At 63.8% G+C, this 23138-nt stretch carries 27 protein-coding genes; 10 read left to right on the top strand and 17 right to left on the bottom strand.

The genetic code is table 11. The features are described 5' to 3' along the window. The first annotated feature begins 8 nt into the window (after positions 1-8). Positions 9-1223: a cytochrome P450 gene (locus IRL76_RS00585; RefSeq protein ID WP_200982191.1), complete on the top strand. Its 1215-nt coding sequence runs from the start codon at positions 9-11 to the stop codon at positions 1221-1223. Here the strand turns inward: IRL76_RS00585 and hemF are convergent. After that, a complete protein-coding gene (gene hemF / locus IRL76_RS00580) occupies positions 1220-2077 on the bottom strand; it encodes an oxygen-dependent coproporphyrinogen oxidase (RefSeq protein ID WP_200982189.1) in 858 nt (285 codons plus the stop codon). The two genes, IRL76_RS00585 and hemF, sit on opposite strands and share 4 nt — an antisense overlap. Positions 2078-2121: 44 nt before the next feature. On the opposite strand from hemF, the gene pdeM reads away from it, so the two are divergent. The 3 genes from pdeM to IRL76_RS00565 all read left to right on the top strand — a co-directional run bounded on the left by pdeM (position 2122) and on the right by IRL76_RS00565 (position 4139). Continuing rightward, entirely contained in the window at positions 2122-2823 is a 702-nt protein-coding gene (gene pdeM / locus IRL76_RS00575; RefSeq protein WP_200982187.1) for a ligase-associated DNA damage response endonuclease PdeM, read from the top strand. Between the two features lie 135 nt (positions 2824-2958). After that, a complete protein-coding gene (infC, locus tag IRL76_RS00570) occupies positions 2959-3477 on the top strand; it encodes a translation initiation factor IF-3 (RefSeq protein WP_200982185.1) in 519 nt (172 codons plus the stop codon). Between the two features lie 71 nt (positions 3478-3548). Beyond that, complete coding sequence (locus IRL76_RS00565) at positions 3549-4139, top strand: hypothetical protein (protein ID WP_246449870.1); 591 nt, start codon at positions 3549-3551, stop codon at positions 4137-4139. Here the strand turns inward: IRL76_RS00565 and IRL76_RS00560 are convergent. Continuing rightward, on the bottom strand, positions 4136-6061 hold the full coding sequence (locus tag IRL76_RS00560) for a S9 family peptidase (protein ID WP_200982183.1): 1926 nt from the start codon (positions 6059-6061) through the stop codon (positions 4136-4138). The genes IRL76_RS00565 and IRL76_RS00560 overlap by 4 nt on opposite strands. 290 nt (positions 6062-6351) lie before the next feature. On the opposite strand from IRL76_RS00560, the gene IRL76_RS00555 reads away from it, so the two are divergent. The 4 genes from IRL76_RS00555 (at position 6352) to IRL76_RS00540 (ending at position 11350) form a co-directional block, all read left to right on the top strand. After that, a complete protein-coding gene (locus IRL76_RS00555; protein ID WP_200982182.1) occupies positions 6352-7509 on the top strand; it encodes a DUF547 domain-containing protein in 1158 nt (385 codons plus the stop codon). Positions 7510-7595: 86 nt separating this feature from the next. After that, the gene (locus tag IRL76_RS00550; protein ID WP_200982180.1) at positions 7596-9005 is read left to right on the top strand and encodes an SLC13 family permease; all 1410 of its coding nucleotides are present in this window, start codon (positions 7596-7598) and stop codon (positions 9003-9005) included. Between the two features lie 165 nt (positions 9006-9170). Next, positions 9171-10433 carry a cystathionine gamma-synthase family protein gene (locus IRL76_RS00545; RefSeq protein WP_200982178.1) on the top strand — a complete coding sequence of 421 codons (1263 nt, stop codon included), beginning with the start codon at positions 9171-9173 and terminating at the stop codon, positions 10431-10433. A gap of 182 nt (positions 10434-10615) precedes the next feature. Continuing rightward, positions 10616-11350 carry an ATP-grasp domain-containing protein gene (locus IRL76_RS00540; RefSeq protein ID WP_246449868.1) on the top strand — a complete coding sequence of 245 codons (735 nt, stop codon included), beginning with the start codon at positions 10616-10618 and terminating at the stop codon, positions 11348-11350. On the opposite strand, the gene IRL76_RS00535 is transcribed toward IRL76_RS00540, so the two are convergent. Next, positions 11347-11625: a PilZ domain-containing protein gene (locus IRL76_RS00535; RefSeq protein WP_343072302.1), complete on the bottom strand. Its 279-nt coding sequence runs from the start codon at positions 11623-11625 to the stop codon at positions 11347-11349. The genes IRL76_RS00540 and IRL76_RS00535 overlap by 4 nt on opposite strands. 106 nt (positions 11626-11731) lie before the next feature. Between IRL76_RS00535 and IRL76_RS00530 the strand changes: the two genes are divergently transcribed. Next, complete coding sequence (locus IRL76_RS00530; protein WP_200982175.1) at positions 11732-12517, top strand: SDR family NAD(P)-dependent oxidoreductase; 786 nt, start codon at positions 11732-11734, stop codon at positions 12515-12517. Positions 12518-12523: 6 nt separating this feature from the next. Here the strand turns inward: IRL76_RS00530 and IRL76_RS00525 are convergent, their stop codons facing one another. Further along, positions 12524-13861, bottom strand: a complete 1338-nt coding sequence (locus IRL76_RS00525; protein ID WP_200982174.1) for a DUF418 domain-containing protein — start codon at positions 13859-13861, stop codon at positions 12524-12526. Positions 13862-13984: 123 nt separating this feature from the next. Further along, positions 13985-14518, bottom strand: coding sequence for a J domain-containing protein (locus tag IRL76_RS00520; protein ID WP_200984111.1), 534 nt, complete (start codon positions 14516-14518; stop codon positions 13985-13987). Positions 14519-14673: 155 nt separating this feature from the next. On the opposite strand from IRL76_RS00520, the gene IRL76_RS00515 reads away from it, so the two are divergent. Continuing rightward, the gene (locus tag IRL76_RS00515; protein ID WP_200982173.1) at positions 14674-14823 is read left to right on the top strand and encodes a hypothetical protein; all 150 of its coding nucleotides are present in this window, start codon (positions 14674-14676) and stop codon (positions 14821-14823) included. A gap of 83 nt (positions 14824-14906) precedes the next feature. Here IRL76_RS00515 and pal read toward each other — a convergent pair whose 3' ends face one another. The 12 genes from pal to hisB all read right to left on the bottom strand — a co-directional run bounded on the left by pal (position 14907) and on the right by hisB (position 23089). Further along, entirely contained in the window at positions 14907-15422 is a 516-nt protein-coding gene (gene pal, locus IRL76_RS00510) for a peptidoglycan-associated lipoprotein Pal (protein WP_200982172.1), read from the bottom strand. A 72-nt stretch (positions 15423-15494) separates the two neighbouring features. Continuing rightward, on the bottom strand, positions 15495-16877 hold the full coding sequence (tolB, locus tag IRL76_RS00505) for a Tol-Pal system beta propeller repeat protein TolB (protein ID WP_200982171.1): 1383 nt from the start codon (positions 16875-16877) through the stop codon (positions 15495-15497). Further along, entirely contained in the window at positions 16874-17683 is an 810-nt protein-coding gene (locus tag IRL76_RS00500; protein ID WP_343072301.1) for an energy transducer TonB, read from the bottom strand. Before IRL76_RS00500 ends, tolB begins: the two co-directional genes overlap by 4 nt. Before the next feature lie 4 nt (positions 17684-17687). After that, positions 17688-18167 (bottom strand): ExbD/TolR family protein, encoded by a 480-nt coding sequence (locus IRL76_RS00495; protein ID WP_200982170.1) that lies wholly within the window; start codon positions 18165-18167, stop codon positions 17688-17690. Next, entirely contained in the window at positions 18168-18869 is a 702-nt protein-coding gene (gene tolQ / locus IRL76_RS00490; protein WP_200982168.1) for a protein TolQ, read from the bottom strand. Next, entirely contained in the window at positions 18866-19318 is a 453-nt protein-coding gene (locus IRL76_RS00485; RefSeq protein ID WP_200982166.1) for a YbgC/FadM family acyl-CoA thioesterase, read from the bottom strand. The genes tolQ and IRL76_RS00485 overlap by 4 nt, the downstream gene beginning before the upstream one ends. Positions 19319-19389: 71 nt before the next feature. Beyond that, positions 19390-19770 carry a histidine triad nucleotide-binding protein gene (locus IRL76_RS00480; RefSeq protein WP_200982164.1) on the bottom strand — a complete coding sequence of 127 codons (381 nt, stop codon included), beginning with the start codon at positions 19768-19770 and terminating at the stop codon, positions 19390-19392. Continuing rightward, positions 19770-20084 (bottom strand): phosphoribosyl-ATP diphosphatase, encoded by a 315-nt coding sequence (locus tag IRL76_RS00475; protein WP_200982162.1) that lies wholly within the window; start codon positions 20082-20084, stop codon positions 19770-19772. The genes IRL76_RS00480 and IRL76_RS00475 overlap by 1 nt, the downstream gene beginning before the upstream one ends. A gap of 31 nt (positions 20085-20115) precedes the next feature. Further along, positions 20116-20892, bottom strand: coding sequence for an imidazole glycerol phosphate synthase subunit HisF (gene hisF / locus IRL76_RS00470; protein ID WP_200982160.1), 777 nt, complete (start codon positions 20890-20892; stop codon positions 20116-20118). Between the two features lie 259 nt (positions 20893-21151). Continuing rightward, a complete protein-coding gene (gene hisA / locus IRL76_RS00465) occupies positions 21152-21880 on the bottom strand; it encodes a 1-(5-phosphoribosyl)-5-[(5-phosphoribosylamino)methylideneamino]imidazole-4-carboxamide isomerase (protein ID WP_200982158.1) in 729 nt (242 codons plus the stop codon). Beyond that, on the bottom strand, positions 21877-22503 hold the full coding sequence (gene hisH, locus IRL76_RS00460) for an imidazole glycerol phosphate synthase subunit HisH (RefSeq protein WP_200982156.1): 627 nt from the start codon (positions 22501-22503) through the stop codon (positions 21877-21879). The genes hisA and hisH overlap by 4 nt, the downstream gene beginning before the upstream one ends. After that, positions 22496-23089 carry an imidazoleglycerol-phosphate dehydratase HisB gene (gene hisB, locus IRL76_RS00455; RefSeq protein WP_200982154.1) on the bottom strand — a complete coding sequence of 198 codons (594 nt, stop codon included), beginning with the start codon at positions 23087-23089 and terminating at the stop codon, positions 22496-22498. The genes hisH and hisB overlap by 8 nt, the downstream gene beginning before the upstream one ends. Between the last annotated feature and the right edge of the window lie 49 nt (positions 23090-23138).

Here is a 23138-nt window from a genome sequence, read left to right as displayed (position 1 = left end):
GAGCGGACATGGGCGACGAAGCGACTGACCTGCCGACCGGTATCCAGCTGACTTCGCTGGACCCCGCCTATCGCGAGGATGCAGAGAGCGTTCACGCGCGGCTTCGTGCCGAATGCCCGGTGCACCACGACAAGCAGTTCGGCCGGTATTTCCTGACCAACGGCAAGGACATCGAAGCGGTCCTGCGTAACCGTGCGCTGCTGCTCGATCCCGACCGCGCCAATCAGGGCACGATCGCCAAGCTGCAGACCCAGCGCGAAGGTTTCATCAAGTCGATGCTGTTTCTCGACGATCCGGACCATCACCGGCTGCGTTCACTGGTGGCCCAGGCCTTCAGCCAGAGATCGATCAACGACATTTCGCTGCACATCGCCCAAGTCGCCAACGAACTGCTCGACGCCCTCGAGGGCAGGGATCGGTTCGACGCCATTGCTGCTTACGCATCGCCCCTGCCGATCATCATCATCGCCGAAATTCTCGGCGTCGACCCTGCCGACCGGGCAGATTTCATCGCCTGGTCGCGCACCTCCGACAATGCATTCAATCCGATGCTGACTGCCGAACAGCAGGAAGCGATGCTCCGTTCGCAGAACGAGCTCTTCGACTATTTCGAAAGGCAGATCGCGGAACGGCGGCTCAGTCCCCGGGACGATCTGATATCGGCCATGATCGCTGCGGCAGACGGCGATCACCGACTTTCCGACCAGGAAATCAAGGTGACCTGCAACCTGCTGCTGGTGGCAGGCAACATCACCACGACCGATCTCATCGGCAATGCGATCAGATTGCTGATCGACCACCCCGACCAGCGCCAGCTCTTGCACGAAAGACCAGACCTGGCTGCCAATATGGTCGAGGAGGTCCTGCGCTTCGACCCCCCGGTTACCGCCAGCTCGCGGATCGCGCCCGAAGACATGACCGTCGGAGCCACCTTAATTCCGAAGGGAGAGGTCATGTTCACCGCGCTCCAGTCGGTTGGTCGGGATCCCGAACTGAACCCCGATGCCCAACGGTTCGACATCACTCGGGACAAACCGGTCCACCACGCCTTCGGTGGCGGCGTGCACTTCTGTCTCGGTGCCCAGTTGGCGCGGATGGAGGCGCGGATCGCGATCCCCCTCCTGTTCGAACGCTTCCCGAACCTCTCGCTGGCTGCCGAGCCCGTGCGCAAGATCGCGCCCGGCTTCAACGGCTACGGCGAGTTACTGGTGAATGTCGGCTAGCTCCAAACCGCTTCGGGCGGCAGGCTCATAAGGATGGCATCGATATTGCCGCCGGTCTTGAGGCCGAACAGCGTGCCGCGGTCATAGACGAGGTTGAATTCGGCATAGCGGCCGCGCCATTCAAGCTGGGTGAGTTTTTCCTCGGGCGTGAACTCGCTCGCCATGCGTCGGCGGACCAGCTTCGGGAAGATGTCGAGGAAGGCTTCGCCCACGTCCTTCGTAAAGGCAAGGTTGCGCTCGAATGCTGCGTCGTCAGTGCATTCGAGGTGATCGTAAAAGATGCCGCCCACACCGCGATGGACGCCGCGGTGCGGGATGAAGAAGTAGTCGTCCGCCCACTTCCTGAAGCGTTCGTAATAGGTCGGGTTGTGCGCGGCGCAGGCGGCGCGGAAGCGCGCGTGGAATTCTTCCGTATCCTCGGCATAGGGGATCGGCGGGTTGAGATCCGCGCCCCCGCCGAACCACGCCTTTCCCGTCGTGAGGAAGCGGGTGTTCATGTGCACGGCGGGCACATGCGGATTCGCCATATGCGCAACAAGGCTGATGCCGGTGGCCGTGAAGCCGGGGTTCTCTGCACTCGCGCCGTTGATGGTCCCCGCGAACTCGGGCGCGAAATTGCCGCGCACGGTCGAGACGTTGACCCCGACCTTCTCGAAAACCTTGCCCTTCATCAGGCCCTGGACGCCGCCGCCGGGATCGGCATTGCCTTCCTCGTGGCGCTGCCACTCCGTGTAGCGGAAGGTGGCGTCCGACCCCGCCTCGCGCTCGATCGCTTCGAACTCGGCGCAGATGCGGTCGCGCAGGCTTTCGAACCAGTCGCGTGCGGCTTGGGTCTTGTCGGTGAGGTCGGTCATATCGCCCCCTTGCCAAGCGTGCGGGCGAAGGGCAATAGCGAGCCATGGTTCCCCTTTCGTTCGCAGACGAGGAATGGTTCCTCACCGAAGGCCGTGCACTCTACTGGCCGCGCGAACGCGCGCTGCTGGTTGCCGACCTGCATCTTGAAAAGGGCAGCTTCTTCGCGCGTCACGGGCAGATGGTCCCGCCCTACGACAGTCGCGAGACGCTGGAACGGGTGGCGCTGGCAATCCGCGAAACGGGTGCGCGGCGCGTCATCACGCTGGGCGACAATTTCCACGATTCGGACGGGTCTGCGCGGCTCGAACCGCATGCTGCCGGAATGCTCGACGCGCTGACCAGCGCCGTCGACTGGCTCTGGATCACGGGCAACCACGATCCGCACATGGAGGCCCGCTGCGGCGGCACGCTGGCCGAGGAGATCGAGATCGGCGGGGTCATCCTGCGCCACCAGGCGAAGCGCGGAGAGACGCGGCCTGAACTTTCGGGTCACTACCATCCGCGCCTTCAGGTCAAGGTGCGCGACCGCAGCATCCGGCGTCCTTGCGCCGTCGTGAGCGACAACGAAGGCGCCGACGGGCGACCAAGCGGGCGGATGATCCTTCCTGCGTTCGGCGCCTACACTGGTGGAATGAACGCGGCCGATCCGGCAATCCTGAACGCGTTGCAGCCGGCAAACCGCATCGATGCGGTGGTTCCGGCGGCCGGAAAGCTCGCCCGCTTCCCGCTGTGGCGGGCGGCATAGGCGCAACGCCCGGCGGCGATTCTGCGCCCCACGCGCACAACACACTTCCGAATCCGCGCAAGAATGCCTACATGCGCGTGTCCGATTAAGGCCACCAAAGGAGAATGCCCCATATCACGTCCACCCCGCCGTAGCATGCAGATGCCCATCAAGAGTGGCCCGCGCTACGATAACATGATCAATGTGCCGAAGGTCCGCGTGATCGATCACGAAGGCGAAAACCTCGGCGTGATGTACACCCGCGAAGCAATCGAGCAGGCCAACGAGCTTGGCCTCAACCTCGTCGAAGTGTCCCCCAATGCGGACCCGCCGGTGTGCAAGTTCCTCGACGTCGGCAAGTATCGCTACGAGGCGCAGAAGAAGGCGAACCTCGCACGCAAGACGCAAAAGACGCAGGAAATCAAAGAAATCAAAATGCGTCCGAACATCGATGACCACGATTACGATGTGAAGATGAAGAACGTGAACAAGTTCATCGAGCATGGCGACAAGGTGAAGCTCACCCTGCGCTTCCGCGGTCGCGAAATGGCGCACCAGCAGCTCGGCATGGACCTGCTCAACCGCGTGCGCGAAGACATGGAAGAACTGGCCAAGGTCGAAAGCTTCCCGCGCCTCGAAGGGCGCCAGATGATCATGGTGCTGGCACCCAAGTAAGCGCGTCCTGCTTGCACCGCAGTTTCGACAAACCGGGGAACGCGAGATGCGCTTCCCCGGTTTCTCGTTTCATGGATCGCAGAATTCTGAGCGCGCTGGCGCTATTCGCCGTCACTGCCTGTTCGCAGCCCACCGAAGATAGCGCACCGACGCAGACCGTGGACCTGCCTGGCAACGCCGACGACGGCTTGCCGCCGCCTCCTCCGCCGGTCGGAGGTCCCCCGCCAATGGAAGGCGACGCAACGAACGACGGCTACCCTGATCTCACGCCCGCCGCGCTCACCCCCGAGGCCGAAAGGACAGTAAAGGGCGCGCGCAACGTCCTGCTGTCGTGGGCCCGCGCGATCGAGTTGCGCGAATTCGACCAGGCCTGGGGCCTCATGAGCGACACGGATCACGCGAAGTGGTCCAAGCCCGCCTGGGCCAGGCTTTTCGCAGACCTCGACAAGATCACGGTCGCCGTGCCCGATGGCACGATGGAAGGTGCCGCCGGTTCATCCTACTACACGAGCCAGGCAAGCATCACCGGCACCGACAAGGATGGCCGCGCAGTCCGTTACGAGGGGCCGGTGGTCCTGCGCCGCGTCAACGATGTTCCGGGAGCGAGTGCCGAGCAGCTACGCTGGCATATCGACAGCGTAACGCTCGACTGGGTCCACTAACGCCCGATGTGCGCGTCGAGGAACTTGAGATAGGCCTCTGACGCGGTGATCCGGTTCTCCTTGCCGCGAAAGCCGTGACCTTCGTCAGGGAACAGCACGTATTCTACCGGCACGCCATTGGCCTTGACCGCAGCGACCAGTTCGTCGCTTTCGACCTGCAAGACGCGAGGATCGTTCGCTCCCTGCACCACCAGCATCGGCTTGGTCACGTTCGATGCGTGGAACAGCGGCGAGATCGCGCGATGGCGCTCTTCGTCGGTCGCGGGGTCCCCCATCTCGTCATACAGCGCATCGCGGAAACTGCCCCACCAGGGCGGGATCGACTTGAGCGTGCGCACCCAATTGGTGACGCCGAAGATATTGATGCCGGCGTCGAAAACCTCCGGGTAGAATGTCAGTGCCGCGGCGGTCATGTAGCCGCCGTAGGAGCCGCCCATCACCGCGATCCGGTCGTTTGCTACCCAGTCCAGTCCCTGCAGGAAGCCCTTGGAAGCGACCACATCCTTGAGGTCGACGTCGCCGTGCTTCTTGTCGTCCATGTGGAAGAAGGTCTTGCCGTAACCGGACGAGCCGCGGTTGTTGATCGCGTATACGGCATAGCCATTGTTGACGAGGTGCTGGATCATGGCGCTGTAACCGCGCGTGCTCTGTCCACCCGGTCCGCCGTGGACCATGACGATCGCCGGGACCGGATGGTCGGCGCTGGCGTTCTTCGGTCGGTAAAGAATGCCCGGCACTTCCAGACCATCGTAGCTCGGGAAACGTGCAACGGTTGCCGTGACGAGGTCGGCCTCGCGAATGGCGGGATTGAGGGCGTGGGTCAGCCGCGTCGTCTTTCCAGATTTGAGATCGGCAACATAAACGTCCGCGGGCGAAGTGTCCGAGGTGACGATGAAGGCAATGTTCTTCTCGCCAGGGTCGAAGCGTACCGATGCGAGCATGGCTTCAGGCAAGCCCTTCAGTTCTACGTTCTTGCCGCTCTTCCCATCAAGGATGGACAGGACGTTCAGTCCGTCGGCGTTGATCGCACTGACCCGGTAGCGGCCGCTAGGCGAATACTGGAGAAAGGCGACGTCCCAGTCGGCTTCGATCACGGGGGACTTGGCACCGCTGGCAATGTCGTAGCGCCAAGCCTGGTTGAACTCGCCATGCTCGTCGGTTGCATAGATTAGCGCAGCATTGTCGCGGGTGAAGGAATATACGCCATGGCTGACATTGCCTTCGTGCTCGGAGATCAGCTTGGACTCTCCGGTTTGAAGGTCGGCGAGGTAGAGATCGCTGTTCGCGCTCGAAATGGCCTTCGACAGCGCTACCCAGCGCCCGTCGTTTGAAACGTCTTCGACCGAGTAGGCACCCTCGTTAGTGAACACCCGTGCCCGCTCGTAGCTCGTGGCGTCATAAGCATAGAGGTCGAAGGCAGCGGAATCGCGTTCATTGGTGGTGACGTAGAAGGTCTTGCCGTCGCTGCTCCATCCGGCGAAGCCTGCCTTGACCTTCTCGCCCGGAGTAAGGTCGGTGACGGTGCCATCCTCCGCACGAACGAACAGGTGGTTGAGCTCGTCGCCGCCATTGTCGGCAGTGAAGAGGATACGGTCATCGCTGGGGAAGAAGCTGGCCCCAAAGGTAGCATCGTCGGTCGATGTGGTCAGCGCGATCGGATCACCGCCCTTCACCGGCATCAGGTAGACATTGAACACGCCTGTCGCATCGCTGGTAATGAGAACGTATTTCCCATCGGGCGAGAAGTTGTAGCCATTGGGCGAGCCGACCGCATAGGACGTCGATTCAAAGAACTGGCGAGCGCTGTAGGTGGCCGCTTCGCTCGCTTCGGAGTGGCCCTTGTGGTCGTGGGCCTGGGCCATGGCGGGCGCAGCAAGGGCAGTCAGCGAAGCGGCGGCAAGCAGGGTCAGCGTACGGATCACGGCATCTCTCCTGTATGATTCAACTAATACACCTTCGATATGGCGAATTGCAATGTTCAGCAACCCCTACCGTTTGCAGTCGTCGGAGCCGCTGCATCTCCCGCAGCTGCCCTTTTCCCTTTTCGATGATCGACTTGTGGGCCCGGTCCCCATCGACGAACACCATGTGACAATCGGCAGGACACATTGAGACACCAGCCATCGTCCTGTAATGTTCGACAAAACCTAGATGCGATTACTCTAATCGCCAAATGAATCCGGAACCTCCGGACTTTTGCAGGGATTGGGAAATGACTATTCGTTCGATTGCCTTTCTTGGCGCGGCCACGGCGCTGGCATTGTCAGCATCGCTGCAGGCAGAAACCCCCAATGCGCCTTCGTCCGAAGCAACGCGCGACCAGGCGTTCGACCGCTTCGTGCCGCAGCCTTCGGGCAAGGAAACAAAAGTCGATTATTCGTTTCTCGACGACGCGCTGAAATACATGGTGCTGCGCATGGGGCCTTCCACGCGCCAGGGAATGGGCAAGCCCCCCGCAGGCATGGGCACGCGGATGACCTACGGCCACGACTCCCGCGTCCGGCTCGAAGGTAACCGGATCGTCTTCGAATATCTCGACGAAGACGCGATCACGCCGCTGACTGCGTATCGCGAGGACCTCGAACGCCTCGGGGCCGAACTCGAGATCGCGACACTGCCGCGAAACGAACAGCTCTCCTACTGGATCAACCTCCATAATGTTGCAGTGATCGAGCAAATCGCACGCAACTATCCCGTGCAGTTTCCGTCACGCATGAAGCTTGGCGCGGATGGAACCGGGCTGGACGACAGCCCCGTCGTCACCGTTGCAGGCGTGGCCATGAGCCCGAAAGACATCCGCACGAAAATCGTCTTTCCCAACTGGCGTAATGCCAATGTGATTTACGGCTTTTTCCGCGGTGAGGTTGGCGGCCCGTCGATCCAGCCGCGCGCCTTCACCAGCGACAATGTCGGAGATTTGCTGACGTTCTCGGGTCAGGAATTCGTCAACTCGCTCCGCGGAGTAGAGGCCTTCGGAGACGACCTCCTGGTCTCGAAGATCTACGAAGAAGCCGCTCCTTTCTACTTCCCGCAAATGGGCGCCGACCTCAAGGCTCACCTTGCCACTCATGCGGCTGAAGACGTTGCCAAGCTCGTCGCCGCGAAGCCCAACGTGAAGGTCAACCAGTATGAAGGCATTGTCGCCGACCTTGCAGCTGGCGATCGTGAGCCGACCTATTCCTATATCGAGACCGATGGCGAAGCGCAGCGTACTCGCATCACCCCATCGATTGCCCGGCTGCTGAGCGAACGGTACGACAAGTTCGAAAAGCTGCGCCGAGAGGGCCAGCTTACCGGTCGCGTGATCATTATTCCGCAAAACGGCGGGCCGGCAGTCTCGTCCGACGAAGCGGATCCCGAAGTCAAATAGCTATCCCCCGCGCGTGGCGCGGCCACGATTGGCCTTACTCTACTGCGGTGGTAGTTCCTGCCCTCGGCTGAGAGGCGGGGACGGGAATGACAGCAGGGCGTATCGGTTTTCTTATCGGCAGCATGGCGCTGGCGGTCAGCATCTTCGCGCCGCTTCCTGCGGGCATGTCCCGCGAGGCATTCGTGACAGCCGGCCTCGTCGTACTGATGGCCGCCTGGTGGATGACCGAGGCGCTGCCGCTGACCGCGACCGCGCTCATGCCCTTCCTCGTGCTGCCCTTCGCCGGGGTCATGAGCGCCAAGGACACCGCCTCGGCTTATTACTCCGACATCCTTTTCCTGCTCCTGGGCGGTGCCTTCATCGCGCTGGCGATCGAGCGGACCGGGCTGCACAAGCGGCTGGCGCTGGGCATACTCAAGGCTACCGGTAACAAGGTCGGGCCGCGTGGGCTGCTGCTGGCCTTCATGGCCAGCGCGGGCATTCTCTCGATGCTCATTTCCAATACCTCCACCGCACTCATCATGATGCCGATGGCCCTCGCCGTGCTGGCTGGAGGGGGGGCGGATCCCAAGAACCCCGACGGCCTTTCCGGCGCGCTCCCGATGGGCATCGCCTTTGCTGCAAGCATCGGCGGGCTCGGCACCATCGTTGGGTCTCCGACCAATGCGATCGCCGTTGGCTTGCTCGACGAGCTGATCGGTGTGCGCATCACCTTCGTGCAGTGGATGGCGTTCGGCCTGCCGCTGGTCGTCATCGGTATCCCGCTGGCAGCTGCCATCGTCGGTCGCGTGCAGCGGGTGACGGACCATCCATTCGATGTCGCCGCAGCGCGGGCGGCCATCGACACCCATTCGGCATGGACCCTGCCCGAGAAACGCCTCGTTCCCGTGGTCGCAATTACCTTCGTAGCCTGGCTCGGCCAGTTATGGATCGAGCCCCTGCTCCCGGAAGGATCGCTGACCGACGGCACAATCGCCATCATCGCCAGCCTTACGCTGTTCCTGCTGCCGGACGGCACCGGGCGCCCCCTGCTGACCTGGGAGGAAGCGGATCGCGCACCGTGGGGCGTCATCATGATGTTCGGCGGCGGTCTCGCCCTGGCGGCCGGCATGGGCAAGAGCGGCCTTGCCGACTGGCTCGGCCAGATGCTCTTGCCCCTGGAGGCGCTACCGCTGGTCGTGGTCGCGATTGCCGTGGTGGCGCTGGTCGTCCTTATCACCGAATTCGCCAGCAATGTCGCGACAGCGAGCGCCATCGTGCCGGTCGTCGCCAGCCTGACGGTTGCGCTGGGCGCCGATCCGCTACTGCTTGCTATGCCTGCTGCGCTCGCCGCGAGCTGGGGCTTCATGCTGCCTGCGGGCACCGGCCCCAACGCGATTGCCTGGGCGACGGGCCGCATCCGTATCGAGCGCATGGTCAAGGCGGGTCTCCTGCTCGACCTCTTCGGCATCCTCCTGCTGGTCGGCGTAGTCTGGGTGATGCGCGCGGTCGTGTAGGGACCGTTCGTCGCAGTTGAAACCAACCCCGCCGCGACATAAAGGGAGCGGCACAATCGGCGACCGGCGGAGAGGCGTTCCTGCGGAGGTTAGGAACGGGCGCCCCGGCAACCGCACCAGCCCCCGCCTTCCTGGGGGCGTCGCAAAAGGAAGGATGCTCGCCAGATGAGCGACGTCACCAAGATCAATGGCCGCCCGCTGAAGCCCAGCACGCTGATGATGGGCCATGGTTTCGACCCCAAGCTGTCCGAAGGCAGCCTCAAGCCGCCGGTTTTCCTCACCAGCACCTTCGCCTTTCCCAGCGCCGCCGACGGCAAGCGTCACTTCGAAGGCATCACCGGCAAGCGCCCGGGCGGCGCGGACGGCCTCGTCTATTCGCGCTTCAACGCGCCGAACCAGGAAATTCTCGAGGACCGCCTGTCGATCTGGGACGGCGCGGAAGACGCGCTGAGCTTCTCCAGCGGCATGACCGCGATCTGTGTCCTGTTGCTGACCTACGCCCAGCAAGGTGACGTAATCGTCCACTCCGGGCCGCTCTACGCCGCGACCGAAGGTTTTGTCGCCAAGTGGATGTCGCGCTGGGGCGTGAGCTATATCGACTTTCCCGCCGGTGCGACGCGCGAGGAAATCGATGCGGTGCTCGCGAAGGCCAGAGCCAGGGCCGACGAGCAGGGCGGCAAGGTCGCCATGGTCTATCTCGAAAGCCCGGGTAACCCGACCAACGCGCTGGTCGACGTCCAGGCGGTGCGCGCCGCGGTCGATGCCGCAGGCCTCGATTGCCCGATCGCGATCGACAATACCTTCCTCGGCCCGCTGTGGCAGCGTCCGCTGGACCATGGCGCGGACATCGTCTGCTATTCGCTGACCAAGTATGTCGGCGGCCACTCGGATCTTGTCGCAGGCTCCATAGCCGGGGCGAAGAAGTGGATGGATCCCGTCCGCATGCTCCGCAACACCATGGGCGGGATCTGCGACCCGAACACCGCCTGGATGCTCTGCCGCAGCCTCGAAACGGTCGAACTGCGCATGCAGCGCGCGGGCGAGAATGCCGAGAAGGTCTGCGCTTTCCTTGCCAAGCACCCCAAGGTCGAAGGCCTCGGCTATCTCGGCATGATCAAGGACGCGCGCCAGCAGGACATCTACGATCGCCACTGCCTTGGTGCCGGATCGACTTTCTCGCTGTTGCTCAAGGGCGGCGAAGCCGAATGCTTCCGCTTCCTCGACAGCCTCAAGATCGCCAAGCTCGCGGTCAGCCTCGGCGGCACAGAGACGCTGGCCAGCCACCCGGCATCGATGACCCACCTTTCCGTGCCGGACGAGCGCAAGGCGGCACTGGGCATCGGCGACAACCTCATCCGCATCTCCATCGGCATCGAGGATCCGGACGACCTCATCGCCGACTTCGAACAGGCGCTGGAGGCGGTCTGACCCGCATCGGCTTCCTTGCCTGCGCAGAAACGCTGCCCCCCGATCTCGGCGGGGCGGCGGAGCGGCGCGGCGATGCCTTCGAGCACGATCTCGAGGTCGCCGCGCTGCGTCCGGCGTTCGAGGCGGCGGGACTGGACCTCGTCGAACTCGACTGGCGTTCGCCGCTCGAAGATTTCGACGGGATGGCGATGGTTCTGCTGGGGTCGTCCTGGGATTACCAGGACTATCCGCAGGAATTCCTCGCCCGGATCGATACGCTCGCCGCGCGCGGCATTGCCGTTCACAACCCGCCCGAAGTGGTACGCTGGAACCTCGACAAGGGTTACCTGCGGGAACTGGCGGCGCGCGGTGTCTCTACCATCCCGACCCTTTGGCGAGACGAGCTCAATCGCGCAGACGTGATCGCTGCGATGGACCAATTCGGCTGCGATGGCGTGGTGGTAAAGCGCCAGGTCGGCGCGGGCGGCATGGGCCAGTTCCGCTTCACCCGGGAAACCCTGCCCGATTACGGTTGGAGGATGGGACGACCCTGCATGGTCCAGCCCTTCCTCGCCAGCGTGCCGGAGGAAGGCGAATTCACTTTCCTCTTCGTCGACGGCGATTTCAGCCATGCGGTTCTCAAGCGTGCAGCTGAAGGCGAATACCGTATCCAGTCGCTCTATGGCGGCAGCGAACACGACTACACGCCGACACCCGCAGACCTCGCCACCGCGCAATCGGTTGTCGCCGCTCTTCCCTTTGTCGCGCCCCTGTATTGCCGCATCGACATGGCGCGCCTGCCCTCAGGCGAGCTGGCGGTGATGGAGGCCGAGATGATCGAGCCGTACCTCTATCCCGAACAGGGACCGGGGCTTGGCCAGCGAATGGCCGAAGCGATCACAAAGCGCCTTGGCGAGGCCACGCCGAACCGGACCTAGAGTTCGAGCGCGTTGCTCACCTCTGGCGAGAGTGGGCGCGTGAAGCGAACCCCTGCCTCATTGCCGCTGACCCAGACGACCTCGCCGGCAAAGTAGATCGGGTCCCTGACTTCGAAAACTATCGTCGACCCGCGCTGGGGCACTACCCCGTCGAACATCTCTATGCGGCACCCGGTCGGTGACACATCGCACAGGATCGCTCGCTCCGTACGGCCGAGCACAACACATTCGAGAACAAGGTTGGAAGGTTTTCGATCTGTCCCACGCAGGTCCATTGAGGCTACCCTGTTTCTTGTGCGACCTCCTGACGCTTTGCACAAAATTAGAATTGTCTCAATTAGGCCTTGGCGGATCACAGGACCGCCCGGCGGAGAAATTGCCATGGCGGAAAAAGTATTCCTTGTAATAGGTGCCGGCGCCGGGATCGGCGGACACGCCGCACGGCGCTTCGCCGCTGGCGGATATCATGCAGTACTGGCACGGCGATCGGACGAGGAAGGTCTCCAGCGCCTTGTCGATGGCATAGTAGCGGATGGTGGCAGCGCCAGCGGGAGACTGATCGACGCCTCGCTGCCTGACACGATCGAAGACCTTATCGACGATGTCGAACGCGCCATCGGTCCGGTCGAGGCGGCATTGTTCAACCTTGGTGCGCAGATCGGCAATCGCCCGCTCGCCGCGACCACTCCGCGCATGTTCGAACTCGGCTGGCGCCTTGCCACATTCGCGCCCTACCGCCTCGCCCGCGCTCTCCTGCCGCGCATGGCGGAACGAGGTCGGGGCGCCTTTCTCGTGACTTCGGCAACCGCAGCTGTGCGGGGCAATTCCGGACAGGCGAGCCATGCGGCGGCGATGGGCGGGCGGCGCATGCTGTGCCAGAGCCTCAATGCCGAATTCGCGCCCCAGGGCGTCCATGTCGCCCACATCCTGATCGACGCAGCGGTCGATGCGCCCGACACATTGGGCAAGATGATCGGCGACCGCTGGGACGCGTTCAAGGACCGCATGGGCGAGGATGGCCTCGTCGACCCTGGCGCCGTAGCCGAGACCTATTGGCATATCGCCCACCAGCCGCGCAGCGCCTGGACCTTCGAAGCGGATATCCGCCCCTATCGCGACGTGCCGTGGTGGAACGACAATCCCATCACGGCCATCGAGCGCAACTGACCGGCTTCAGGCGGGTGCGAGCGTCGGATCGGTCGGTGCCGATCCGCCGCCGAGCCGCATGGGCTGGCGCTTCCAGTAGGTCAGCGACCGCCATACCCACTCGAGCGGGCCGAAGCGGAAGTTCCTCAGCCAGATGACGGAGATCGTCATCTCCACGGCGGCAATCGTGAGGACGAGGAGATAAAGCTGCGAGCGGCTGAGTTCACCGTACAGGCCGAAGCCGAAGCCGTAGAACAGCGTCGTGCAGATCAGCGTCTGGCCGATGTAGTTCGACAGCGCCATCTGGCCCGCTGCGGCGAAACCCCGTTGCAGCCAGCGGAGCCAGCCAGACTTAACGACGCTGAGGATCAGCCCGATATGGCCGACCACCATGGCGAAGCGGCTGATCTGGTAGGTTCGGTTGGCTTCCTCGGCCGCGAGGGTCGAATATGCCCCGGCCTTGAGAATCTCGAGCTCGTAAAGGCCGAGTGATATTCCCACTGCATAACCCGCAACCATCATCATCGCGTAATGGCGCGCGTCGAGCTGCGCGGAGAGCACCCCGTATTTGAGCAGGGCCATGCCGATCAGCATGAACGGGATCATGTCGAGCAGGAGCCAGTAAGGTATCCCGACCCACTGGAACTCGTAGCTGAAGTCCCATTGGCCCTTCACCGCGTCGATGTAGCTGCCTTCGTGCCAGCCCTCGAACATCTGGTTGGTCAGGTCGTTCGGCTGCTGGTGCGCTACCAGTTCGTCACGCTCGGAAATCGCCTGCTGCTGGCCGAAATCGAGGCCAGCGCCGTCGGCCTTCGCCGCTTCGGCCGCATCTGCGGCGGCATAGGTTTCGCGCACCTCGCCATAATGCCAGTTGTTGTAGATGCCCGCGATGCAGAGCGCGGCGATACCGATCCCCAGCTGAAGCCGCCGGTCCATCTTGCGGAAAGCGAAAAGGACGAAGCCACACAGCGAATAAGCGAATAGGATCTCGCCGGTCCACAGCAGCAGACCCCAGTGGATGACACCGAACAGCATCATCCAGCTCATCCGCCGCAAGTGGACGTCTGCCGCGCTGAGGGCCCCGCCCGATTTCTCCAGCCGTTCCGCCATCAGGACGATCCCGGCGCCGAACAGCATCGAGAAGATGCCGCGCATGGTCCCTTCGAACCCGACGTTCATGATCTCGAACAGCTTGAGGTCGAGCCCTGTCGACCCGCCAGCGGCATAAGGATTGCCATAGGCCTGCCAGACGAGGCCGAAGGCGGAAATGTTCATCAGCAGGATGCCGAAGACGGCAATCCCGCGAAGTATGTCGAGTGAATCGATGCGATCCGCCTTGGCAACAGGCGCAGCAAGTTCAGGCATAGGGAGTCTCCTCCCCGAGGGTTGATCAGGCCACGACCCGTCTGCCCAGCGGCCCAGTCCCCGGTCCCCCAAGGCCGCCGATGGATGGTATGCGAATTCCGGCTTGGTGGCAAATTGGCGCCCTCAGCCGCGCCATTCACGCCTTTCTTCGGCAGCCTTCAAGACTTCGTAGGCGACCTGGAGTTTCTGGAATTCGGCCGCCGCTTCCTTGTCGCCCGGCTTCACGTCCGGGTGGACGGTCTTGGCCTTTTCGCGCCAGGCCTTTTTGATCGCGGCGAAATCGGCGTCGGCTTCGAGTTCGAGCACATCGAGTGCACGCATTTCATCGCGGCTTCGCGAACCATCGCCGCTGCCCGCCCAACCATAGTGCTGAGCTTCGGCATAACCGGCGTTTTCGCTCCGTTCGGCCTTGGCACGTTCCTCGCGCTCGGCCTTGTCGAGACCCTCGAAATAGTCCCACTTGGAATTGTATTCGGCCGCATGTTTCTGGCAGAAATACCAGCGTTCGCGGCTGTTTGGTGCCTTGGGCGCCGGGCAATTGCCAGGCTCGTCACAGCCGTGACGGTCGCATATGCGGACCTGCGTCGCCTCGCGCGACGAGCCGTAGCCACGCCACCGCGGGAAGCCCCAGTCCATCGAACGGCTAGGCTTGGGCAAGGCAATCACATGTCGTTTGTCGGGCGGGCATGGCGGTCAATCTAGGCGTGCTGGAAATTCGTGCAAGCTTGGGGAACCAGTTTCATATTGAAATGTTGCACTGCAACTACCAGTTAACGGTTACGCGCTAAAGGCGCCGACCAGAGGTTGAGACGATGAGCAAGCAACTGACCCTTTCCGCATCCGTCGCCGTGCTGAGCATGGCTGCATTTGCAATGATCGCGACCTTCGGCATGACCCCGAAGGAAGACGCGTCGCACACGGCAGGCAAGGCCCCGCTGTTCGAACTTACTGTCGGTCGCTGACCCTCCCCCCCAAAGTCCTTTGGGACTGTCCCAAGAGGCGATCGACATGAGGGGCTCCCGCGATGCGGGAGCCCCTTTTCGCATCAGTTGATGACGATCGTCGCAGCGCGGCGGTTCTGCGCCCAGGCGGATTCGTTCGAACCGAGGGCCACGGGGCGTTCCTTGCCATAGCTGACCACGCGAATGCGGTTCGCGGGAATGCCGACCGAGACGAGGTAGTTCTTCGCCGCATTGGCGCGGCGTTCGCCCAGCGCAAGGTTGTACTCCCGCGTGCCGCGTTCGTCGGCATGGCCTTCGATGGTGAAGTTCAGCTGCGGGTACTGACCGAAGTAGCCGGCCTGCGTCTGCAGCTTCGCCGCATCTTCGGAATCGATATTGAAGCGATCGGTGTCGAAATAGACCACCGTGTTCGCCATGCCCACGGCATCGACGAAATGCTGCTGCGATCCGACACCGGGCCCCATCGGCTCGGTCGATGACGGCGCCGGAGTCGAAGTGGCCTCGGGCGCGGGAGGAAGCTCTGCCGGCGCCTTCTTCTGGCAGGCGGCAAGGGCGATGGTCGATGCAAGCATCAGGCCGGTGGCGATACGGGTATTCATAGGGCTGTCCCCTTTCAAACAGCGTTGCAAACCTGGTTTGCCCCCAAGTGTACTATTTCTCGTTCAATGCATTTACGGCAGGATCGGTCCCCAGGAGGGGTCCGAAGCATCGACCTGCGTCGGCAGGCGGCGCAGGTTCTCGCCCGTCAGGTCGACCTGCCACAGCGAGGTCCTGCCGCTGTTGCGCTCGGTACGGAAGAACTGGATGATGCGGCCGTTGGGCGCCCAGGTCGGCGCCTCGTCCTGCCAGCCATTGGTCAGCGTGCGAACGCTGCCGCCCGACGGCGTCATCACCGAGATGTTGAAGCTGCTGGCATTGGTGAAGGCGATCTGGTCGCCGCGCGGGCTCCATTCCGGCGTGGCACAACGCCCGCCACCGAAGCTGATGCGGCGCTGGTTCGAACCGTCGGCGTTCATGACGTAGCATTGCTGCGTGCCCGAACGGTCGCTTTCGAAGACGATCTTGCTCCCATCGGGCGAATAGGAGCCGCCAATGTCGATCCCCGGCGTGTCGGTCAGGCGGCGCGGCTCGCCACCGGTAGCCGGCACGCGATAGATGTCGGTGTTGCCGTTGACCGCCATCGAATAGAGGATCCACCTGCCGTCCGGGCTCCACCTCGGGGCGAAGGTCGGGTTGGTGCTCTGCGTTACCAGCGTCTGCTTCCCCGTCCCGATATCGTAGATGTAGATGCGCGGATTGCCGTCGATATAGCTGAGGTAGGACAGCTTCTTGTAGTCGGGCGAATAGCGCGGCGTCAGTGCGGTCGAACGGCCGGTGGTGATGAAGCGATGGTTCGCCCCGTCGCTGTCCATGATGGCGAGCCGCTTGGTCCGGTTATCTTTGGGCCCGGTTTCGGCGATATAGGCGATGCGACTATCGAAGAAGGGGCTCTCGCCAGAGAGGCGCGAATAGACGAGGTCCGCGCATTTGTGCGCGGCGCGACGCCAGTCGGCGGGCTGGACCACCCAGCCTTCGCGCACCAGCTGGCTCTGCAAGGCCATGTCGTAGAGGTAGCAACCGACCGTCAGCTTGCCGTCGCTGCGCCCGCGGACGTAGCCATGGACCAGCATTTCTGCCCCGCGGTTCGACCAGATCGGAAAGTTGGGCGCGGTAATCTCGGCAAAGCGCGGCTGCGGCAGCGCATCGGGGCCGGTCGGCTTGAAGAGGCCGTTGTTCCTGAGGTCGGCCGTGATGACGCGGGCGAGTTCCTTGCCCAAGGCTGCCGTCCCGCTGCTATGCGCCGGGGTCGGCACGTCGGCGTCGGTCGCAAAGCCCGGGATGGCGATACCGAGATCGTCGAGATTGCCTTCGAAGCTGACCGAACCCGTGAGGCCTTCGCCTTCGTCCACGGTCTCGACCTCGCCGCCTTCCTGGACCGCCTGTCCGAGGTCCTGGTTCTGCGCCAGCACAGGCGCGGCAACCAGCGCGAGGGTCGCGAGCAGAAGATATTTCATTGGGCGAGTCTCCAGTCGAAGCCAAAGGGACCGACCAGCTTCCAGGCCTCGTAGAATTCGGGCGGAAGGTCGGTGAAGGGTGCGGCAAGCTGGACGGCCCTGATGGCCTGTTCGGCATGGCGTTCGGCCTGCGCGCGGTTGGTGTCGTTGATGCCGGTCTGGCGAACCACGGTCGGGCGCCCGGCAAGGCTGCCGTCGGGATTGAGGCGGAAGCGAAGGTATGTAGTGATGCGATCGACGTCGGGGCCGCTCGGCGGTTGCCACTTGGGCTTGATCCGACGGGCGATCGCCTGGACGAGCGAAGCCTTGGCGCTCGCACCGATCTGCGAGGCAGGGACGCGGGTCTCGCTGGTCGTGGTGCTGCTGCCCGAACCTTCGAGGAAATTATCGCCCAAGCGCGAACCGCCGCCCTTGTCCTGCTTGCGCGGAGGAGTCTGCGTGCGCGGCGGGTCGGGGCGACGACGCTCGCGGTTGTCAGGCCGCGCGGTCGGAGCGGGGACGGGCGACTGGACGCGCGGGGCAGGCGCCGTGGTCTCGCGCGGCGCGGGTTGGTCGGGCGCCGGTGCGGGTGCATCCGAAATGGTCGGCGCTGTCGCGGCGCGGCTTTCCGCCACCGGATCGGGCGCAGTCGCTTCGAGACCAACATCCTCGGCCAGGCTCACCGTCATGCGCTCCGGCTTTTCGAAGGTCGGTGCGGGCAGGAGCCCCTGGACGAACAGCGCGACAAGGATGAGCAGGTGCAGGCCGAGCGCGACCAGCAGGCCGGTCTTCTCTTCCTTTCGCAACATGCTCGCTCCCATGCTCATCGGGCTATTCCTGCTGCGATGAACCGTTGTTGACCGGAGCACGAACTCCGCCGCCATTCGTCACGAGCGAAATGCGGTTGAGCCCGGCGCGGTTGAGTTCTCCCATCACCGCCATGACGCGCCCGTAGTCGAGCGCGCGGTCGGCGCGCAGGGTGATATCGGGACCTTCGCCGGTGCGCGGAAGGTTCTTCAGCGCCTCGGGCAAGCCGCCTACGGGTACCCGCGCATCGTCGATATAGACGTATCCACTCTCGTCGATGCTGATCGTGACCTGCTGCTGTTCCTGCGGCAGCGCCGAGGCCCGGCTGTCGGGCAGGTTGATCGGGACACCCGCGGTCAGCAGCGGTGCAGTGACCATGAAGATGATCAGCAGCACAAGCATGACGTCGACCAGCGGGGTAACGTTGATCTCGGACATCGGGCGTCGCCCGCCGCCGCGCCCGCGCCGCCTGCGTCCTCCGCCAGAGGCAAGGCCCATCGCCATTCAGAGCGCCTCCAGCTGGCGGCTGAAAGTGGCCGAAAGCTTGTCGGCGAAGCGGGTCAGTCGCGCCTCGTAACGGTCCACGCGGTGGCTGAAGCGGTTGTAGGCGATCACCGCCGGAATGGCGGCAAAGAGGCCGATCGCGGTGGCAAAGAGCGCTTCCGAAATGCCCGGCGCGACGACGGCGAGGCTGCTGCTTTCCTGCGCGCCGATCTGGAAGAAGCTGTTCATGATGCCCCAGACCGTACCGAACAGACCGACGAAGGGTGCGACCGCGCCGACGGTGGCGAGGAAGTTCAGCCGTTCGGCAATGTCGTCCGCTTCGAGCGCGATCTGGCTGTCCATGGCCGAAGCAATACGGGCGCGCAGTGCCTCGGGATCGCGCACCGTGGTCTTGGTGGAGCGGCGCCATTCGCCGACCGCCGCCTGCGCCACACGCGCCGCAGGGATGTCCTTGTTGCCGCGCTCCGACGTGAAGCGGTCGAAATTGTCCGCCTGCCAGAATTCGCTTTCATACTCGATCGTGCGGGCACGCATATTGCGCATGCGGATCGAGAAGCTGACGATGATCATCCACACCCACACGCTGGCGAGCAGCAGTCCGGTCATCACCAGCTGGACGACGATGTCTGCATCGAGGAACAGGCGGATGGGGTCGAGCCGCGTCGGGGCGGCGGCGATCAGGAGAAGGGCGGTCGAGCTCATTGGTCCTCTTGTGCGGCAAAACGCGCGAAGGCCGCGCGCCATTCCTCGGGCTGGCGTTTGGGCCTGCCCTCGGGTGAAACGAAGCCGACGCGCAAGTGCGCCTCGGCCAGCAATTCGTCACCCCTCCACGCCTTCTGATGCATGCGACATGAAGCGGCACCGAGTTCGGTGCAGCGCGTCTCGATCAGCACGTCATCGTCGAGCTTGGCAGGGCGCAGGTATTTGAGCGTCAGTTCGGACACCGCATAGGCGCCCTCACCTGCCTCGATCGCCGCGCGCTGGTCGATTTCGAGCCGGCGGAGCAAGTCCGATCGCGCACGCTCGAACCAGCGCAGGTAATTGGCGTGGTAGGTGATGCCCGAAAGGTCGGTGTCCTCGTAATAGACGCGCACCGCATACAGGTGGCGGCCCTTGTCGAGCACTCCGTCGGGGGGATTGGGCATGGTCATGCGTCAAGCGGCATTAGACGAGCGCCGAGTCGCACGGCAATCGCAAACGACGAAATGAGCGATTTGGGCGATTAACGCCGCCAGATCATCGGCCCGAGCGGCTGTCCGCCGAAGATATGCACGTGGAGGTGGGGAACTTCCTGCCCCCCATGCGCACCGATATTGGCCATCATGCGATAGCCGGGCTCGACCAGCCCCTTGTCGCGCGCGACATTGCCGACCGCGCGGACGAAGCCCGCGATTTCCTCCGCACTCGCCCTGGCGCTGAAGTCGTCCCAGCTGACATAACGGCCCTTGGGCACCACCAGCGTATGGATTTCGGCCTGCGGGTTGATGTCCTCGAAGGCATAGGCCCACTCGTCCTCGTACACCTTGGTCGAAGGGATTTCGCCGCGCAGGATCTTCGCGAAGATGTTGTTGTCGTCGTAGGGCAGGGTCGGGTCGATGGGCATTATTCGCTCCTGGATGCCTTTTCCGCGAGGCCGGACGTGCCTTCGCGCCGGTCGAGCTCGGCAAGCACTTCGGCCAGCGTCACGTCCTTTGCGCCGAGCAGGACCATGAGGTGGAACAATACGTCGGCCGCCTCCCCCACCAGTTCTTCGCGTTCGCCCGCGAGCGCGGCAGTGATGGTCTCGACCGCTTCCTCGCCCAGCTTGCGCGCCATGACTGCAAGCCCGCGATGGTTGAGCTGCGCCACATAGCTCGACGCAGGATCGGCATTGCGGCGGGAAGCGATCGTCGCTTCGAGGCGGGAGAGCGTGTCCATCGGCCCTATCTGTTGCAGCGCGCCTGTGCGGTCAACCGCGGGCAGGGATGCCGGCATTGCGCAGCGCGGCATGTGCCTCGGCGATCGAGTGCTGGCCGAAATGGAAGATCGAGGCCGCGAGCACGGCGCTGGCATGGCCGCGCGTCACGCCCTCGACCAGGTGCTCGAGCGTACCGACACCGCCGCTGGCGATGACCGGCACCGAAACGCTGTCGGCAATCGCGCGGGTGAGTTCGAGGTCGTAGCCCTCCTTGGTTCCGTCGCCGTCCATCGAGGTGACGAGGAGTTCGCCCGCGCCGAGTTCGGCTAGACGCTGGGCGTGTTCCACCGCGTCGATCCCGGTCGGCTTGCGCCCGCCGTGGGTGTAGATTTCCCACCCGCGAAAGGCGCCGTCCGACTGCACCGCCGCGCGTGCATCGACGCTGGCGACGACGCACTGGCTGCCGAACTTCTCGGCGATCTCGCGCACCAGTTCGGGCCGTGCGACGGCCGCACTGTTGACCGCGACCTTGTCTGCGCCTGCCAGCAGCAGTTCGCGCGCATCCTCGACACTGCGCACCCCGCCGCCGACGGTAAGCGGCATGAAGCACACCTCCGCAGTCCGCCGCACCATGTCGAGCAGAGTCCCGCGCCCCTCGTGGCTCGCGGAAATATCGAGGAAGCAGAGTTCGTCCGCCCCCGCCCGGTCATAGGCCTGCGCCTGTTCGACCGGGTCGCCGGCATCCTTGAGGTCGACGAAATTGACCCCCTTCACCACGCGCCCGTCCCGCACGTCCAGACAGGGAATGACGCGAACGCGGACGGTCATCGTGGTTGAATCCGGACCGTGACAGAACATGGATCCTCGGCGCTGCGACCGCAGCCAACGTTTTCCCGCCAAGAATTATCGGCCAAAAGGACTAAGGCTCCGCAGCTAAACGCATAAAAACCCACTATTCCCCAGTACCACGTTGGCGTCTCGCTACGCAGAACATTCCAGCCGCCAAACGACGAGCTCCCGCGCCACAGATCGCGAATAACAATTATGGCCAGGACCAAAGCCGCAATCAAACCGAGGGCCACGACGGTCACGCCCGCGCCGCCATCGCCAGAGCCGCCGCGAGGTCCAGCCGACCATCGTAGAGCGCGCGCCCGGTGATCACGCCTTCGATCCCTTCGCGTGCGTGGAGCGAAAGCACGTGAATGTCGTCCAGTCCTTTAACACCGCCGCTGGCGATTACGGGAAGGTCTACACGGCGTGCAAGATCGAGTGTTGCGTCTATATTCACGCCCTTCAACAGACCGTCGCGGCCGATGTCGGTGAACAGCAGGCTGGCGACGCCCGCATCTTCGAAGCGGCGGGCAAGGTCGACCACCGAGACGTCGGACACTTCGGCCCAGCCTTCGGTCGCGACCATGCCGTCCTTGGCGTCCACCGCGACGACGATGCCGCCTTCGTATTCGCGGGCCATGTCCTTGACGAATTCGGGGTCCTTCAATGCCGCCGAACCGATCACGACCCGCGCGACACCGAGGTCGAACCACCCTTCGACGGCCTCGGGATTGCGGATGCCGCCGCCGAGCTGGACATAGCCCGGAAAGGCCTCGACGATCCGCTCGACCACTTCGCGGTTGCGGCTCTCGCCCGCGAAGGCGCCGTCGAGATCGACCACATGCAAATGCTCCGCCCCTGCCTCGGCGAAGGTCAGCGCCTGGGCTACCGGATCATCGCCATAGATAGTCGCGCGGTCCATATCGCCTTCGGCCAGGCGGACGACCTGGCCATTCTTGAGGTCGATGGCAGGAAAGACGATCACGGATTCCACTCCAGGAAACGGCCCAACATGGCGAGCCCGTAGTGCTGGCTCTTCTCGGGATGGAACTGCACCCCGGCGATATTGTCGCGCCCCACTGCCGCCACCAGCCCCCCGCCATGGTCGGTCATCGCGAGCACGTCCTTACCGCTCTCGGCATGGAAGTGGTAGGAGTGGAGGAAGTAGGCCTCCCCGTTCTCGACCAGGTCATGGTACTTCGCGTGCGGCGTCAGCGCGACGTCGTTCCAGCCCATGTGCGGTACCTTTACCGTCTCGTCGGAAGGTTTGATCAACCGCACCTCGCCCGGAATCCAGTCGAGCCCCGGAGTGACCGCGTGTTCGAGGCCCCTGGTGGCGAGCAATTGCATCCCGACACAGATGCCGAGGAACGGCGCACCGCCGACGAACACGCGCTCGTGCATCGCCTCGACCACGCCCTTCGCCGCATGAAGCCCCTCGGCACATGCCTTGAAACTACCCACGCCGGGCAGGACGATGCGATCCGCAGCGCGCACCACATCTGGGTCGGCAGTGACCGTGACCGACGCCCCGACCTTGCGCAGCGCGTTCTCCACCGAATGCAGATTGCCCGCGCCGTAATCGACGAGGGCGACGACCTCAGCCACCCAATTGCCCCTTGGTGCTCGGGATGGCCCCGCCCTTGCGCGGGTCGACCTCGACCGCGGCACGCATGGCGCGGGCGAAGCCCTTGTAGATCGCTTCGCAGATGTGGTGGTTGTTGGTGCCGTAGAGCAGTTCGACATGCAGCGTCAGGCCGCAGGTCTGGGCAACCGAGTGGAACCAGTGTTCGATCAGCTCGGTGTCCCACTCGCCCAGCTTTTCCTGGCTGAACCCGGCCTTCCACACGAGATAGGGGCGGCCCGAAATGTCGAGCGCGACGCGTGCCAGCGTTTCGTCCATCGGCGAATAGGCGCTGCCGTAGCGGGCGATCCCGCCCTTGTCGCCGAGTGCGGCGGAAAGTGCTTGGCCGAGCGCCAGCGCGCTGTCTTCGGTCGTGTGATGCTGGTCGACATGCAGGTCGCCATCGACCTTCATCGTCACGTCGATCAGCGAATGCTTGGCGAACTGTTCGACCATGTGGTCGAGGAAGCCGATCCCTGTCGCCACCTCGTACTTGCCCGTCCCGTCGAGATCGACCTCGACGAGAATCTTCGTTTCCGCAGTATTGCGTTCGATACGGCCTGTTCGCATGGCAGTCGCCTATAGGCCAAGCAGGTCCGCGCGCAAGGAAATGAACCGC

Source organism: Qipengyuania soli (assembly GCF_015529805.1).
GTDB lineage: Bacteria > Pseudomonadota > Alphaproteobacteria > Sphingomonadales > Sphingomonadaceae > Qipengyuania > Qipengyuania soli.
This window is presented reverse-complemented; position numbering and strand designations above follow the sequence as displayed.